Genomic DNA, 15,647 nt, shown 5'->3' with positions numbered 1-15,647 from the left:
ACCCAGCCGTGGGGCAGCTGACTGTCGAGGCGGTCGAGGGCCGCGAGGGCGTGAGGTCGTTCGTCGACTACCCGTACCGCAAGTACAGGGGCGACCCGGTGTGGGTCCCGCCGCTGCGCATCTCGCAGCTCGACCTCCTCGACGAGCGCAAGAACCCGCTGTGGCGCCACGCCAGGCGGACGCTCTACCTGGCCAAGAAGGACGGCAGGGTCGTGGGGCGCGTGGCGTACGTCGAGGACGACGAGCACATGCGCGTCCACGACGAGCGCATCGCGTTCTTCGGGTTCTTCGAGGCCGAGGACGAGCAGGTCGCGTCCGCGCTCCTGGAGGTCGTCGAGGCCCACGCGTCCGCGGAGGGCCTCTCCGCCGTCCGCGGGCCGATCAACGGGTCCATGAACGACGGCGCCGGCTTCCAGGTCGACGCCTTCGACGAGCGGCCCTACGTGCTCATGCCGCAGAACCCCAAGGAGTACCCGCGCTGGGTGGAGCGGCTCGGCTACGCGAAGGTCAAGGACCTCTACGCGTTCCACTTCGACAACCGCCGCCCCTTCTCCGAGCGGGTGGCCCGGCTGGCCGAGCGCACGGCGTCACGCTACGACGTCAGGGTCCGCCCGGCCGACATGAGGCGGTTCGACCGCGAGGTCGACATCCTCAAGCGCATACACACGGCGGCGTGGGAGCACAACTGGGGCAACGTGCCGCTCTCGGACGCCGAGGTCGAGTACCTCGCGAACGACCTCAAGCTGATCATCGACCCGGAGCTCGTCCTGTTCCTCGAGCACAAGGGCGAGCCCGTCGCCCTGGCCGTGGTCGTGCCCGACCTGAACCAGGTGCTGGCGCGGTTCGACGGGCGGCTGTTGCCCTTCGGCATCTTCCACCTGCTGCGGCGCAAGAGCATCATCGACAGGGCCCGGCTCGTCATGCTCGGCGTCCTGCCCGAGCACCGGCACAAGGGCTTCGACCTCCTCCTGATCCACGAGGTCGTCAAGCGCGCGAAGGTGCGCGGCATCGTGGAGGGAGAGTGCGGCTGGACGCTGGAGGACAACACCCGCATCAACAGGGCCATCGAGGCCGCCGGCGGGGTCCACAGCAAGACCTACAGGATCTACCAGAAGGGTCTATGAGCCTGGGCGCGGCGCTGAGGGCGCTCCTGGGCGACCTCGCGGCCCTGTTCGACGACGAGGGAGCCCGCGTATGGTTCCTGCTGGGCTCCGGCACGCTGCTCCAGGTGGCGTTCTGGTACCTGGCCACGCCGGGACCGGCGCTCCTCGGCTTCGCGCCGCGCACGCCGGCCACCGCGGCCGTGGGCATCGCCTGGAGCCTCGTCACGCTGCTGGCCGTGCCCGCGCTGCTCTTCACGGCCAGCGGGGGGACCCTGCGCGAGATGCGCCTCTCGCGCGGGGACGCCCGCGCCGGCTGGAGGCTCGCCCTGGTGAGCTCCCTCGTCGCCGTGCCCGTCGTGGCGGTGGGGGCGGGCGGCGCCCCCGCGCTGACCGCGGCTTACCCGTGGGCGGGCGAGGCGGTGGGTCGCTCGGTGCCGGCGCTGCTGGGCTGGGCCGCGCTCTACGCGCTCTACTACGTGGCCTTCGAGGCGTTCTACCGCGGCTTCCTGCTCGGGGCCCTGGAGAGGCCCTTCGGCGCCGCGACGGCGGTGTGGCTGCAGGCTTTCGCGGCCACGCTCGTGCACGTGGGCAAGCCGCTCCCCGAGGTGCTGGCGGCGCTGCCCGCCAGCCTGGTGTTCGGGGTCATGGCGGTGCGCACGCGCTCCGTCCTCTACCCCGCCGTCACGCACCTCGTCATCGGCCTGACCCTCGACGTGGCCGCGCTGGCGCGGGCCGGCGCACTGCTCCCGTGAGGGTCCTCGTCACCGGCGCCCACGGCTTCCTCGGCAGCCACATCACCGAGCGCCTCGTGGGCGGCGGCGACGCCGTGCGCGCCCTCGTCTCGCCCTGGGGCGAGCTGCACAACCTGCGCGGCGCGCTCGAGAGCGGAGACGTCGAGGTCGTGCGCGCCGACCTGTCGAAGCCGGGCGACCTCGCCTGGGCGCTCGAGGGCGTCGACGCCGTCGTGCACGCCGCCGCGCGCGTGTCGGACTGGGGCCCGTGGGACGCCTTCTACCGCACCAACGTCCTCGGCACCCAGCGCCTGATCGACGCCGCCGTCAGGGCGGGCGCGCGCCGCTTCGTCCTCGTCTCCAGCGTGGCCGTGCACACCTACCGGGGCTTCAGGGACGCCGACCCCCGCACCCTGCCGCGCGACAACGTCTCGAACCCCTACGCCTACTCGAAGATCCTGGCCGAGAACGTGGTCATGACGAAGGCCGGCATCGAGGGCGTGATCGTCAGGCCCGGCCTGTGGCCGTTCGGCGCCCGCGACGCGACGTTCCAGCGCGTCGAGCGCGCCGTGGCCCGCGGGGTCATGCCGCTGATGAAGCGCGGCGAGAGCGTGCTGAACACGACCTACGCCACGAACTTCGCCGACGGCGTGGCCCTCGCCGTGTCCGCCTCGTCCGCCGCCGGGCGCGTCTACCTGATCGCCGACGAGGGAGCGCCGAGCTGGCGCGAGCTGTTCGAGGAGCTGGCCCGTCTCGTCGGCAGCGCGCCGCCGCGCCTCAACGTGCCGCGCCGGCCCGTCAGGGCGATCGCGACGGGCGTCGAGGCCACGTGGCGAGCCCTGTTCCCGGCCACCGAGCCGCCGATGACCAGGTACCGCGCCGGGCTGATGGCCCACGACGTCCACTTCTCGATCGAGCACGCGGTCAGGGAGCTCGGCTACCGCCCGCGGGTCAGCTGGCGGGAGGGCCTCCGGCTGGCCGTGGAGGCTCTGCACGCCGGGAAGGACTGATGGGCGGTCCGCGCGAGGTCCTGCTGGCGACGATCGCCGCCGGCGGCGGGCACGTGGCCACGGCCAGGGCGATGGCCGAGGCCGTGGCCGCGGCGGCGGGCGGCGCCCTCGCGCCCCGCGTCGTCGACGTCATGGCCGAGCACGCCCCGCGCCTCGACGCGCGCCACAAGGCGGGCTGGCGCGCCATGCTGGCCCGTCCCCGGCTGGTGCGGGCGGCGCAGGCGGCGCTGGACGCCGCCCCGGCCGTCAGCCGCGCCGTGCAGGGCGCCGTGCTGCGCGGCTTCACGCGGCGGGTCACGGCGGCCCTCGACGCGGCGCCGCCGGCGCTCGTGGTCGTGAACCACGGCTGGCTCGCCACCGCCTTCACCGAGGCGAGGCTGAGGCACGGCCTGCGGAGCCGCGTGGTCGTGTTCGCCACCGAGCCCTTCGACGCCAGCGCGCTCTGGTCGGCACCGGGCGCGGAGACGGTGCTCGCGCCCTCGGCGGCGGCCAAGGGGGACCTCGTCAGGCTCGGGGTGCCCCCGGCCGCGGTGCACGTCGCCGGCTACCCCGTCGCGCGCCGCTTCCACGAGCCCCCCGACCGCGAGGCGGCGCGGCGCGAGCTGGGCCTGGGTGACGGCTTCGTGGTGCTCGTGAGCCTGGGCGCGGAGGGCGTGGCCGGCGACGAGGTGGCGGAGGCGGTCCTGGCCATGGCGCGGGGCGGCGCCGCCGTCCTCTGCGCCACGGGCCGCAACGGGGCCTTGGCCGCGCGCCTGCGGTCGGCGGCCGACGCGGCGGGCCTGACGGAGCGCGTGAGGGTCCTGGGGTTCGTCGAGCGCATGGAGGTGCCCCTCGCGGCCTGCGACCTGATGGTGGGCAAGGCCGGCCCCGCCTCGACGATGGAGGCGCTGGCGGTGGGCAGGCCCGTGGTGACCGCGAGCTACGCCGGCCTCAACGAGCGGGCCGTCGTCAGGTTCCTGGCCTCGCGGGGCCTGGGCGAGCACGCCGGCTCGTTCGCCGCGCTGCCGGCGGTCGTCGCCGCCTGGCGGGACGACCCGGCGCGCCTCGCCGCGGCGCGAGCGTCCGCCGCCGCGCTAGACTTCGGCGGCATGTCACAGGGGGTGGGTCGGTTCCTGGCGCGGCTGGCGCTCTCCGGCGAGGTCGACCCCGCGCTGCTGGCGCCCGGGGCCTTCGCCGGCGTCGACGCGGCGAGCCTCGCCGCCGCGGGCGCGAGGGCGGCGTCGTGAAGCGGCTCGTCGGCCTGTTCGCGCTCTCGCTGCTCCTGGGCTGCGGCGGGCTCTACCTGGCGACCCGCGAGTCGATCTTCTCGCCGGCCACCTACGCCGCCGCCGAGCTGCGCACGGACCTCGCCGTCGTCAGCGTGTTGAGCCTGGTCCTGCTGTGGATCGCGCCCGTGGCCAAGATCCAGGCGCTCGTCGGGGCGCAGGGGCACAGGCTCGGGCCCTGGGAGGCCTTCACGGCCCACGTGGGTCAGGTGTTCGGCTCGGCGATGACCCCGTCGGGCACCGGCGGGGCGCCCGGTCTGGTCCTGGCCCTCGAGCGCTCCGGGGTGCCCCTCGGCACCAGCGTCGGCGTCGCCGTGCAGCTCTTCGTGCTCGACCTGGCGGCCCTCGGCGTGCTGATCCCCGTGGGCCTCGTGTACATCGTGGCGGTGAGCCCCCTGGCCCTGCCGCCCTTCGTCACCGCGCTCGCGATCGCCGCCGCGGCCCTAGCGCTCGTCGGCGCCATCGTCCTGGCGCGCTTCCCCGGCGCGCTCTACGGCGTCATGCGGCGCGCGACGAGGTGGCGTCCGCTGCGCCGCTTCCGCGACCGGCTCGCGCGCATGGGGCGCGAGTACTACGTGAGCGCCGTCGCGTTCAGGGACCTGCCCCTGACGAGGTTCGCCTACCTGCACGGCGTGAACATCGTCGGCTGGCTGGCGAACTTCATCCTGCTGTGGGCCCTGCTGGCGACCTACGGGGCGCAGGCGCGGCTCCTCGACGTCCTCTCCGTGCTCTCGATCATCTCGCTCGTCGGCTTCTTCGTCCCCACGCCTGGCGCCTCCGGCTTCACCGAGCTGATGGTCGGCCTCGTCGTCGACTCGAGCGCCGACGCGGCCTCGATCGCCGCGCCCGTCGCGCTGTGGCGCGCCGGCACGTTCTACGTCGCCTACCTGCTCGGGCCGCTGTGCGCCTGGCTGCTGCTCTCCCGCCGGCCGCCGCGGTGGCTCAGGCGCCCCGCCCGGCGCGCCGTGCGCGGGGACGGCGCAGACCCAGCGGTCTCACGAACACCTCGTCCTTGAGGGCGTCGGGCAGCGCGGCGAACGCGCGCAGCAGCGGCACCTCCCTGGTGCCGGCCACGCGGGCGGGCGGGCGCCTGGACAGGGCCACGCGGGCGACGACGCGCGCCACCTCGGCGGGGTCCGCGGCGCGGGCCTCGCCCCACAGCCCCGAGTCCTTCAGCCGCCTGAGGTAGGCCGCCCACGGCTCCCCGGACCGGCCCGCCTCGGCGTCGAGCAGCTCCTTGGCCCGCTCGGCGAAGCCCGTGCGCATCGCGCCGGGCTGTACCAGCACGACGTCGACGCCGAACGGCCTCAGCTCCAGGCGCAGAGCGTCGGTGAAGCTCTCCAGCGCGGCCTTCCCCGCCGAGTACGCACCCATGAACGGCGTGGCGAGGAGCGCGTTCGTCGAGCTGACGTTCACGATGCGCCCCCGCCCGCGCGCCCTCATGCCGGGCGCGGCCGCCCGCGCCGCCAGGACGGGCGCGAGCGCGTTGAGCTCGAGCTGCGCCGTGACGTCCTCCCACGGCTGCGACTCCAGCGAGCCGGGCCTCAGCGACCCGACCGTCGTCACGAGCAGGTCGAGGTGGCCCTCGCGCGCCTCCACCTCGCCGACGGCGCGGGCGAGGTCCTCCTGCGAGGTGGCGTCGACGGCGAGGTGGTCCACTGGGGCGGGACCCGCGTCGCGGGCCACCGGCGAGGCCGGCGCCATGTCGGCGGCGTAGACGCGCACGTAGCGGCGGGCCAGCTCGTCGGCGACCGCGCGGCCCAGGCCGGAGGAGGCGCCCACCACGAGCGCCGAGCGCGGCCCCGGCGCCAGACCCGCCTCGCGCAGCCAGGCGGCGGTGCGGCTCATCCCCTCGTGCAGCCCCACCCGCGGGCGGTAGCCGAGGACGCGCGCGGCGGCGCCGTGGTCGAACGTGGCGCGGCTCAGCAGCGTGCCGATGGTCTCCGGCGCGAACGCGTCGACGCCGGGGAGCAGCGCCGTGACGCGGCCGGCTGCGGCCGCGCCGGCGCGCGCCAGCCAGGCCGGCACGCCGCGCAGGGGCACCCCGAGCATGCGCGCGTAGGCCCCGAAGAACTCCCTGGCCGTCACGCTCTCGCCGCCGACGTTCAGCGCCAGCCCGCCGGCGCCGGGCGCCTCGCCCGCCGCGGCGAACGCCGCGGCCACGTCGTCGACGTAGACGACGTCGAGGAGGCCGGAGCCGTCGCCGAGGAGCACCGGCAGGCCCCGCCGCAGCGCGGCGACGGGCGCCAGCGTCCACGAGCCCGAGGCGGGGCCGTAGATCATCGTCGGCCTGAGGACCACGAGCTCGGTGCCGCTGCCCGCCAGGGCCTCCCTCGCCGCCGCCTCGCCGGCGACCTTCGAGTCGCCGTAGGGGTCGCCGACGGTGCGCAGGGGCGTGCTCTCGGTGACGACGCCCCCCGCGACGGGCCCGTAGACGGCGATGCTGCTGGCCAGCACGAGCCGGCGGGCGCCCGCCTCCGCGGCGGCCCGCGCCACGGCGCGGGTGCCGTCGACGTTCACGGCGCGCGCGAGGCCGGGCGGACGGCCCATCCAGGCGGCGAGGTGGTGCACGACGGCTGCCCCGGCCACCAGACCGGGCAGCGTCTCCGGCCTCGTGAGGTCGACCTGCACGGGCTCGGCGCCGAGCGCCGCGGCCAGCTCGGCCTGCGCGGGCGTGCGCACCGCCGCCCTCACCCTGTGCCCGGCGGACGTGAGGAGCCGCACCAACGCCCGGCCGAGCCCGCCGGTGGCGCCGGTGACGGCGACGATCACGTCCTGGCGCCCTCGCCCTGCGGCAGGCGCCCCCTGGCGCCGCGGGCCTCGGCGCCGGCGGCCCGCGCGAGGCGGGCGTCCGCGGCGCGCGCCGCCGCGCGGTGGCCGCCGCGCCGCCGCGCCGCCGCGACCAGGCCGCCGTAGAGCTCCTCGAGCCGCGCCGCGCTCAGCGCTACGTCGTGCGTGCGGGCGTAGGCCCTGGCGTTCGCCCGCGCCTCGGCCAGCGCGCGCTCGTCCTCCATGAGCGCGACGATCGCCGCGGCCTGGCGGCGGGGGTCGCCGGGCGGCACGACAACGCCGCCGCCCGCCTCCTGCACCAGCGAGGGCACGGCGCTGCTGGCGTAGCCCCAGGCGACCACGGCGGCGCCGGAGGCCATGGCCTCGAGCGTGGCTATGCTCTGCAGCTCGGCGGGAGACGGCATCAGGAACGCCTCGGTCGCGCACAGGAGCTCGAGCTTCTCCCGCTCCCCGACGAAGCCGAGCAGGTCGACGCGGGAGGAGAGGCCCCGCCGCGCCACGGCCTGGCGCATCTCCGGCTCCAGGGGACCGTGGCCCGCGACGGTGAGGCGGTAGCTCGCGGGCAGCTCGTGCATCAGGGGCAGCAGGTCGAGGGGGCGCTTCTCGGGCGACAGCCGGCCGACGAACGCCAGGCGGCGGGTCCCGTCGCCGGCGGCTCGCGGGGCCAGCCCCTCCCAGGCGCCGAGGTCGATGCCGTTGGACACCGGCACCGGCTCCCTGTCGGTGAAGTGGGTGACGAGCCGTGCGGCGTAGGGGGTGGGCGTCACGAGCAGGTCGGCGAGGCCGAAGAGGTAGCGGTACCAGCCGGTGAGGAACCTCTCCACGAGCGGCCCCACTAGCGGCGCCTGCAGCGTGGAGGTCTCGAGCTGCGCGTGCACGCCCATCACCACGGGCACGCCGCGGCGGCGCGCGAGGTGCGCCACCACGGCCGTGAGGGCGGCCGGGGTGTTGGCGTGGACGACGTCGGCCCACCTGACGTGCGGGGCGATGCGGCTCACCAGCGGGTGCGCGAAGCGCGTCTGAGCGGCGCCCAGGCGCCACGACGGCAGCCTCTCGACGAGCACCCCGGGAGGCGGGCGGCTGGGCCGCGGCTCGGCGCCGGCGATCACCCTCACCGCGTGGCCGCGCGCCAGCAGGGCCTCGATGTGCCCCTCGGTGGCCTTGGCCTGGCCGCCGAAGCCGGGGTAGAGGTCGTCGGCTACGAAGAGGATGTTCACCGCAGGCAGCTCGCCTTCCCTGGCGCGGCGGGGCCCGGCCGGGCCGTCCTCGCCGGCAGCCTGTCGGGCCGCTGGCTGCGGCCCCGTCGCGAGGCGAAGGTAACACGCCACGGTTAGGTCTCCGCGAGAGCGGGGACGCCCGGCGTGCAGCGCGCCGGTACACTGGCGCGGTGAGCACGCTGTCGAGGCTCGCTTGGCGCAACCTGCTCAGGCACCCCTGGCGCTCCCTGGCCACGGTGCTCGGCATCGGCCTCGGGATCGCCGCCGTCCTCACGACGCTGTCGGTGGGCGACAACGTCGAGGCGAACCTCCGCAGCACCCTGCAGGCCGCGGCCGGCAAGGCCGACCTCGTGGTCACGCCGGGCGCCTCGGGACGCCTCGTCTTCCCCGCCGAGCCGGTGCTCGGCGAGGTCGCCTCCTACCCCGGCGTGGCGGCCGCCTACCCCGTGCTGAACACGCGCGCCGAGCCGGAGCGCGCCGTGGAGGAGTTCGAGCGGTCGGCGATCCCCGGCGTCGACAGCGGCTTCCAGGTGCAGGGACGCGTCACCGAGGCCGCCGAGGACCTGCCAGTCGAGCTGTCCGCCGGCAGCCTGCCGCGGGCCGGGACGAACGGCATCGCCGTCGCCGACGGCTTCGCCGCGCTGCGCGGCATCGAGGTGGGGGACGTGGTCCCCTTCCTGTTCGCCGCCGGGCGCGCCGAGCTGACGGTCACGGGCCTCCTCGACGACGGCGTCGGCGCCGCCAGCACGAACGGCGGACGCGTCGGCGTCATGCACATCAGCGACGTCCAGGAGCTCGTGAACCTGCGGGGGCGCGTCTCCCTGATCGAGGTGCTCGTGGCCGAGGCCGGGCAGGTCGACGAGGTGAGGGAGGGCCTGCAGGCCCTGGTGGGCGACGACCTCGCCGTCACTCTCCCCGCCGTCACCGGCGACTTCGCGGCCGGCTTCACCGAGACGCTGCAGTCGGGTCTGTCGGTGCTGGCGGCCACCCTGCTCGCCCTCGGCGCCTTCCTCGCCTACAACACGTTCATGGCCTCGGTCGTCGAGCGCACGCGCGAGCACGCGCTGCTCCGCACGATCGCCCTGACGAGGCGGGCCGTGATGCGGCTGGCGCTCTACGAGGCCCTGGCGCTCGCGGCGCTCGGCATCGTCGCCGGCGTGCTGCTGGGCCTGCTGCTCTCCTACGTCGTGACCGCGCTGAACGCCGCCACGCTGGGCTTCGAGTTCCGCACGCTGGTGGTGCCGGTGCGCAGCGTGCTCCTGGCCAGCGTGCTCGGCGTCTTCGCCGCGCTGGTGGCCGGCGTGCTGCCGGCCTGGAGCGCCTCGCGTACCGCGCCCATGGCCGCGGTGCAGCGCCCGGAGCCGGCGCCGGACAGGCGCCTCGTCTGGCTCGGCGCGGCGCTGATGCTCGTGGGCGCCGGGCTGGCGCTCGTGCCCTTCTCCCCGTTCGCTGCCCTGGTGGCCGTGTGCGTGGCGCTGGCCCTGTTCTTCGCCGGCGTCTCCCTGGCCGCCCCGGGCCTGCTCGGGCCGGTGCTGCGCCTGCTGAGGCCCGCCCTGCTGCGCCTCTTCGGCGCGCCCGGCCGCCTGGCCGTGAGCTTCGCCGAGCGCAACGCGCCGCGCAACGGCGTGGCCATCGGCACCGTGGTCGTGGGGACCGGCCTCGTGATCGGCGTGGGCTCGATGGTCGCGAGCATCAACGACGCCATCGCCTCGTGGATGGACACGACCGTCGTCGGCGACCTCTACGTCACGACGCCGGTGAGCTTCCCGGCGGACTTCGCCGCCCGGGCCGAGGCCGTGCCCGGCGTCGACGTCGCCAGCGGCGTCGGCATACGCCTCGTGCGGTTCAGGAGCGAGGAGCAGCCGCGGGGCCGGTCGATCGCGGTGGTCCTGGCCGACCCCGAGCGCTTCGACCCCGAGTCGGGCTTCGGCAGCCTGCAGTACATCCCCGGCCACGGCGACCCGGTGAGCGGGCACGCGGCCCTGGAGCGCGGCGACGCCGTCCTCGTCTCGAACACGATGCTCGACCGCCACGGCTTCGACGTCGGCGACACCATCGCCCTGCGCACCTCCCGCGGGTTCGAGGAGTTCCCTGTCGCCGGCGTGATCGTCGACTTCACGGGCGGCGGCGAGTCGGTGCTGGCGAGCATCGAGCGGCTGCCCGACTTCGGGGGCGGCACGCCCGACCTCTTCATCCTCACCGTCGACCCCGGCGAAGACCCCGCGGCGGTGCGCGAGCGCCTGCTCGAGGAGTTCCCCGACCTCTACCTCGACGCGACGCTCAACGTCGACTACCGCCGCAACGTCCTGCGCATCACCGACCAGGCGTTCGCGACGACGCGCGTCCTGCTGGTGATCGCCCTGATCGTGGCCGTGCTCGGCGTCGCGAACACCCTGGGCATGAACCTGGTCAGCCGCGGCCACGAGATCGCCGTGCTGCGCACGATCGGCCTCACGAGGGCCGGGCTCAGGCGGCTCGTCGTCGCCGAGGGCATCGTCATCACCGCGATAGGCGGCGCCGTCGGCGCGGCCTTCGGGCTGCTGCTGGCCCGCGTCGTCACCACCGGCGCCGGCGCCGTGACGGGCTTCCGACTCGAGCCCGTGTTCCCCGCGTCCCTGGCGCTGCTGGCGCTGCTGGCCTCGCCGCTGGTGGGGCTGGTAGCCTCCCTGCTGCCGGCGCGGCGCGCCGGACAGCTCGCGCCCGCCAGGGCGCTGGCGAACTGGAGCCAACATGCCTGACACGCCCGCCTCGCCCGGCCCGCAGCCCGCCGGGCGCTTCGCCCTCGCCGCCACCGACCTCCACAAGACCTACGCCCTCGGCGACGAGCGCATCGCGGCGCTGCAGGGCGTGACGCTGCTCGTCCCGCGCGGCCAGTTCGTCGCCGTGATGGGCCCGAGCGGGAGCGGCAAGTCGACGCTGCTCCACCTCATCGGCCTGCTCGACGCGCCCGACTCGGGCAGCGTGGCCATCGAGGGGAGGTCCACCGCCGGCATGTCGGACGACGAGCTGACGGCGCTCCGCCGCGACAGGCTCGGGTTCCTCTTCCAGTCCTTCGAGCTGATCCCCAACCTCACGGCCAGGGAGAACGTCCTCCTGCCGGCCGAGGTGGCCGGCAGGAGCGAGGAGGCCGCCGCCAGGCTCGAGGAGCTGGCGGCGCGCCTGGGGATCGCCGACCGGCTCGAGCACCGTCCGCGCCAGCTCTCGGGCGGCCAGCGGCAGCGGGTGGCCCTGGCGCGGGCGCTGATCAACGACCCCGCCGTCGTCCTCGCCGACGAGCCGACGGGCAACCTCGACAGCAGGACCGGCGCCGAGGTGCTCTCCCTGCTGCGCGACGGGGTCGACTCCCACGGCTGGACCGTCGTCATGGTCACGCACGACCCCGTCGCGGCGCAGGCCGCGGACCGCGTGGTGTTCCTGCGCGACGGGCGCGTGGCCGGCGAGACGGCGGGACCGCAGGTCAAGGCCGACATCGAGCGCTTCCTCAGCGTCTGACCGCCGACGGTGTTCGCGCCCCTGGCCCGCACCGTAGCGCGCCACCCGCGCCGCGTCCTGGCCGCCTGGCTGCTGCTCGCCCTGGCCGCGGCGCCTTTCGCGGCGCGCGTGGGCGAGGTGCTGACGGCCGAGCCGGAGCCGCCGGCGACGGGCGTCGCCCGCCGCGTCGCCGACCTCCTCGGCAGCGAGTTCGCTCTCCCTCAGGGCGAGGTGCTCGTCGCCGTCGCCACGCCGGCCGCTGGCGCGGGCGGGGCCGCGTTCCGCGAGGCGGCGGGGCGGACCGCGGAGGCGGTGGCCGCGCTCCCCGGCGTCGCCTACGTGCGGGACGGGAGCGGCGCCGCGGGCCTGGGCGCGGGCGGCGACGCCGCCGGGCGGGCCCTCTTCGTCGTCGGCCTCGAGCCCCAGTCGCAGGACGACGCCCGCGCGACCGTGGACGCGGTGCGGCGGGCGTTCGCGGACGCGCCGGCGGCGACCTTCGAGCTCGCCGGCGGCGTGGCCACGCTCATGGAGGTCGAGGAGGTGAGCCAGCGCGACGCCAGGCGCGCCGAGCTCTACGGCCTCCCGCTGTCGCTGGCGATCCTGCTGCTGGCGTTCGGCGCGGTCGTGGCGGCCGGGCTGCCGCTGGTCTCCGCGGTGACGACCGTCGTCGTCTCCTCCGCCCTGCTGTTCGCGGTCGGCCAGGCGCTGGAGTTCGCGGTCTTCACGCGCACCGTGGTCACGATGCTCGGCCTCGCCACGGGCATCGACTACGCGCTCCTGATGGTGACCCGCTTCCGCGAGGAGCTGGCCGCCGGCCTGGGGGCGCGCGACGCCGCCGAGCGCACGACGAGGGAGGCGGGCAAGGCCGTGGCCTTCAGCGGCCTCACCGTCGTCCTGGCGCTGCTCTCGCTGCTGGTGCCGCCGGTGGGGTTCATCCGCTCGATAGGCGTGGCGACGACCGTGGTGCTCGTGGTCGCCGTGCTGGTGGCGATCACGGCCGTGCCGGCGACGCTGGCCCTCCTGGGGGAGAACGTCGACAGGCTGCGCGTGTCGCGCCGGCGGCCGGGCACCCGCAGCCGCCGCTTCTGGCGCCGCCAGGCCGACAGGATCCTCGGGCGCCCCGCCCTGTGGGCGGTGGCCGGGGTGGTCGTGCTCGTCGCCCTGGCCCTGCCGGCGCTGCGGCTGCAGGTGGGCGAGCCGGGCGCGCGCGGCATGTCGCCCGAGACCGAGGCGCGCCGGGTGGTCGAGGCGCTCGCCGACGAGGGCCTGGCCGGGCTGCTGGCGCCCTTCGACGTCGTCGTCGACCTGGGCGACGCCGGCTTCTTCTCTCCCGCTGGCGTGCGGTCGGTGTCGCTGCTCGACCGCGCGCTCACGGGCCTGCCCGGGGTCAAGACCGTCGTCTCGCCGTTCGCCCTGCGCAGCGTGCCGCGGCTGCTCCTCTACCAGTTCTACGCCTCGGCCGAGACCGCGCGGCGCAGCGAGGTCGCCCCGCTGGTGGAGGCCACGGTGAGCGAGACGGGACGCTACGCCCTGCTCAGGGTGCTGCCGGACGCCGCCCTGACGCCGGCGGCGGGCGCCGAGCTGCTGGAGCGCCTGCGGGCGTCCCTGGCGTCGACCGGCCTCACGGGCCTGGTGGGCGGCCGGTACGTCGAGCACCTCGAGTCGGCGCGGGCCGTCTACGGGCGCTTCCCGCTGGCCCTGGCCGTGGTGGGGCTGGCCACGACCCTGCTGCTGGGCCGGGCGTTCCGCTCGCTGCTGATCCCCCTGAAGGCCGTGCTGCTCAACGCGCTGACGGTGGCCGCCGCCTTCGGCGTGCTGGTGCTGACCTTCCAGGACGGCGCCCTGGCGGGCCTCGTCGGCGACGCCACGCTGGGCTTCGTCGACACGTCGGCCCCGCTCTTCGTCTTCGCGATGGTGTTCGGCCTGTCGATGGACTACGAGGTGTTCCTGGTGTCGCGCATACGCGAGGGCCACGAGCGCGGCCTGTCGGACCGCGACGCCGTGGTGCACGCCGTGGCGGCGACGGGCGGCGTGATCACCAGCGCCGCGGCCGTCATGGTCACGGTGTTCGCGATCCTGATGTTCAGCCACGTCGAGCTGATCAAGGCGCTCGGCCTCGGGCTCACCGTGGCCATCGTCCTCGACGCCACGCTGGTGCGTCTCGCCCTCGTGCCCTCGCTGATGCTGCTCGCCGGCCGCTGGAACTGGTGGTTGCCGGGGCGGCGCGGCGCCCCTAGCGCACGACGGCCTCGAGGAGGCGGGTCGGGCTGAGGTCGAGCGTGGCGATGCCAGCGGCGTCGAGGCCCCAGCCGCCCCGCAGCGTGACGGCCAGGCCGCCTCCGGCGGCGGCGGCGCGCACCTGATCGGCCAGCGCCGAGCCGAGGCGGAACGGGTCGAACGCGAAGGACAGCGTGGCGACGGCGCTGCCGTTCGCCGGCACGGGCACCGGCTCGAGGCGGGCGACGGCGGCGTCCTGCCCGCCGACCTGCAGCACGAGCTGTGGCGAGGAGAGCAGGTAGCCGATCGGGCCGGGGTTCGTGACGTTCAGCTCCATGTCGACGGCGACGCGGTTCAGGCCCTCGACGCGCAGGCTGGCGGAGCCGAGGGCGACGCTCGGCGCCACGAGGGCGAGGCCGGTCTCGAGGGAGCCCTCGACGAGCGTGAAGCGCGGGAAGCGCTGCGTGGTGCCGAGCACCTCCACGGCCACGGAGGCGTCGACGCGGTAGCGCGCCCTCCCCCCGCCCAGAACGTTCGCCAGCGACTCGAGCAGGGCCGGCGCGGCCGCGAGCGGCACGCGCACGTCGACGACGACGCGCGAGGAGCCGCTGGCCGGCAGCTCGAGCCCGCCGCGGAAGCTGACGGCGGCGGCGCGCACGTCCTGGAGGAACAGGTCGCCCTCGAGCGCGGAGAGGCGCAGCGCGAAGGGGTTCGGGTTCTGGGCGACGAGGGAGAGGCGGAAGAGGGCGGAGCCGTCGCCCACGCCTGGCGGGTCGATGCGCACGAAGCCGGAGCCGCGCGCGTCGAGCGCGAACGTGGGGGCCGAGAGCATGCGCGCGCCCGGGGCGCACGACGACAGGACCAGGGCGGCGACCGCCGCCAGGGCGACGAGGCTGAGACGCTTCGGGGTCACCTTCACCTCCGCATCACGGGCCCGGGAGGGCCGTGCCAGGAGCGTATGCCGCCGGGCCGGCGCGCGGCCGTCGGAAGCTTCGCACGGGCTAGGTCGGCGAGCTTTCCCGCGTCCCTCGCCCTCTCGGCGCGCGTACGATCGCCCCATGCCTGACGTGACCATCCACGACGACGGGCCCGTGCGCGTGCTGACCCTCGACCGCCCGGCGGTCAGGAACGCCCTCTCGCGCGCGCTGCGCGAGGAGCTGCGCGCGGCGCTGGCGGACGCCGAGGCGGACGACGCCGTGCGGTCCGTGGTCATCACCGGCGCCGGCGAGGCGTTCTGCGCCGGGCTCGACCTGCGCGAGCTGGAGGCGACGGCCGCCCTCACGCGCGAGCAGCACCGGGAGGACACGCTCCAGCTCGCCGGGCTCCTGACCGCCATCCACAGCTGCCCCAAGCCGGTGGTCGCGGCCGTGAACGGTCCGGCGGTGGCCGGCGGGGCGGGCATCGTCACGGCCTGCGACGTGGCCCTGGCCGCCCCCGAGGCGCGGCTCGGCTACACGGAGACCCGCATCGGCTTCGTGCCCGCGCTCGTCGCCGTGCTGCTGCTGCGCCAGGTCGGCGAGAAGCACGCCCGCGAGCTGCTGCTGGGCGCGCACCTGGTCGACGCGAGCCGGGCGGCCGAGATCGGCCTCGTGAACCGCGTGGTCGAGGAGACGCCGGTCCTGGAGGCCGCGGTGGCGCTGGCGCGGCGCCTGGCGCGGAACGCCCCCGGCTCCCTGGCGGCGACGAAGGGCCTGCTCGCTAGGCTGCCCGGCCTGACCTTCGAGGAGGGCCTGGCGGCCGCCGTCGAGGTCAACGTGGCCATCCGCGCGGGCGACGAGATCCGCGAGGGCGTCCGCGCCTTCCTCGAGAAGCGCGAGCCGTCGTGGCGGGCGTGAGCCGGGGC

General features: G+C 75.9%; 12 protein-coding genes. 9 read left to right on the top strand and 3 right to left on the bottom strand.

Annotated elements, in window-relative coordinates:
* Positions 1–8 precede the first annotated feature (8 nt).
* The 5 genes from VF202_03850 to VF202_03830 are packed head-to-tail and all read left to right on the top strand — an operon-like array spanning position 9 to position 5,125.
* Complete coding sequence (locus tag VF202_03850) at positions 9–1,124, top strand: hypothetical protein (protein ID HEX7039231.1); 1,116 nt, start codon at positions 9–11, stop codon at positions 1,122–1,124.
* Positions 1,121–1,855 (top strand): type II CAAX endopeptidase family protein, encoded by a 735-nt coding sequence (locus VF202_03845; GenBank protein ID HEX7039230.1) that lies wholly within the window; start codon positions 1,121–1,123, stop codon positions 1,853–1,855. Before VF202_03850 ends, VF202_03845 begins: the two co-directional genes overlap by 4 nt.
* The gene (locus VF202_03840) at positions 1,852–2,844 is read left to right on the top strand and encodes an NAD-dependent epimerase/dehydratase family protein (protein HEX7039229.1); all 993 of its coding nucleotides are present in this window, start codon (positions 1,852–1,854) and stop codon (positions 2,842–2,844) included. The genes VF202_03845 and VF202_03840 overlap by 4 nt, the downstream gene beginning before the upstream one ends.
* Positions 2,844–4,070, top strand: a complete 1,227-nt coding sequence (locus VF202_03835; protein HEX7039228.1) for a glycosyltransferase — start codon at positions 2,844–2,846, stop codon at positions 4,068–4,070. Before VF202_03840 ends, VF202_03835 begins: the two co-directional genes overlap by 1 nt.
* A complete protein-coding gene (locus VF202_03830) occupies positions 4,067–5,125 on the top strand; it encodes a lysylphosphatidylglycerol synthase transmembrane domain-containing protein (GenBank protein HEX7039227.1) in 1,059 nt (352 codons plus the stop codon). Before VF202_03835 ends, VF202_03830 begins: the two co-directional genes overlap by 4 nt.
* Here the strand turns inward: VF202_03830 and VF202_03825 are convergent.
* A complete protein-coding gene (locus VF202_03825; GenBank protein ID HEX7039226.1) occupies positions 5,052–6,881 on the bottom strand; it encodes an SDR family NAD(P)-dependent oxidoreductase in 1,830 nt (609 codons plus the stop codon). The genes VF202_03830 and VF202_03825 overlap by 74 nt on opposite strands.
* Positions 6,878–8,116, bottom strand: coding sequence for a glycosyltransferase (locus VF202_03820; protein ID HEX7039225.1), 1,239 nt, complete (start codon positions 8,114–8,116; stop codon positions 6,878–6,880). Before VF202_03820 ends, VF202_03825 begins: the two co-directional genes overlap by 4 nt.
* Before the next feature lie 170 nt (positions 8,117–8,286).
* Here VF202_03820 and VF202_03815 point away from each other — a divergent pair, with 170 nt between their 5' ends.
* From VF202_03815 to VF202_03805, 3 genes are read left to right on the top strand one after another with little or no spacing between them, the layout of a single operon-like run.
* Positions 8,287–10,854 carry an FtsX-like permease family protein gene (locus tag VF202_03815; GenBank protein HEX7039224.1) on the top strand — a complete coding sequence of 856 codons (2,568 nt, stop codon included), beginning with the start codon at positions 8,287–8,289 and terminating at the stop codon, positions 10,852–10,854.
* Entirely contained in the window at positions 10,847–11,608 is a 762-nt protein-coding gene (locus VF202_03810) for an ABC transporter ATP-binding protein (GenBank protein HEX7039223.1), read from the top strand. Before VF202_03815 ends, VF202_03810 begins: the two co-directional genes overlap by 8 nt.
* A 9-nt stretch (positions 11,609–11,617) precedes the next feature.
* Positions 11,618–13,858: an MMPL family transporter gene (locus tag VF202_03805; GenBank protein ID HEX7039222.1), complete on the top strand. Its 2,241-nt coding sequence runs from the start codon at positions 11,618–11,620 to the stop codon at positions 13,856–13,858.
* Here VF202_03805 and VF202_03800 read toward each other — a convergent pair.
* Complete coding sequence (locus tag VF202_03800; protein HEX7039221.1) at positions 13,821–14,717, bottom strand: LEA type 2 family protein; 897 nt, start codon at positions 14,715–14,717, stop codon at positions 13,821–13,823. The two genes, VF202_03805 and VF202_03800, sit on opposite strands and share 38 nt — an antisense overlap.
* 145 nt (positions 14,718–14,862) lie before the next feature.
* Here VF202_03800 and VF202_03795 point away from each other — a divergent pair, with 145 nt between their 5' ends.
* On the top strand, positions 14,863–15,639 hold the full coding sequence (locus tag VF202_03795; GenBank protein HEX7039220.1) for an enoyl-CoA hydratase-related protein: 777 nt from the start codon (positions 14,863–14,865) through the stop codon (positions 15,637–15,639).
* The last annotated feature ends 8 nt before the right edge of the window (positions 15,640–15,647 follow it).

Source organism: Trueperaceae bacterium (assembly GCA_036381035.1).
GTDB lineage: Bacteria > Deinococcota > Deinococci > Deinococcales > Trueperaceae > DASRWD01.
Note: the sequence above shows the minus strand (reverse complement) of the source record. Positions and strands in the feature narration are given on the sequence as shown.

Excerpts from the sequence above, each read along its gene's own strand:
- VF202_03845 (HEX7039230.1), top strand. The coding sequence starts at position 1,121 with ATGAGCCTGGGCGCGGCGCTGAGGGCGCTCCTGGGCGACCTCGCGGCC.
- VF202_03835 (HEX7039228.1), top strand. The coding sequence starts at position 2,844 with ATGGGCGGTCCGCGCGAGGTCCTGCTGGCGACGATCGCCGCCGGCGGC.
- VF202_03795 (HEX7039220.1), top strand. The coding sequence starts at position 14,863 with ATGCCTGACGTGACCATCCACGACGACGGGCCCGTGCGCGTGCTGACC.
- VF202_03810 (HEX7039223.1), top strand. The coding sequence starts at position 10,847 with ATGCCTGACACGCCCGCCTCGCCCGGCCCGCAGCCCGCCGGGCGCTTC.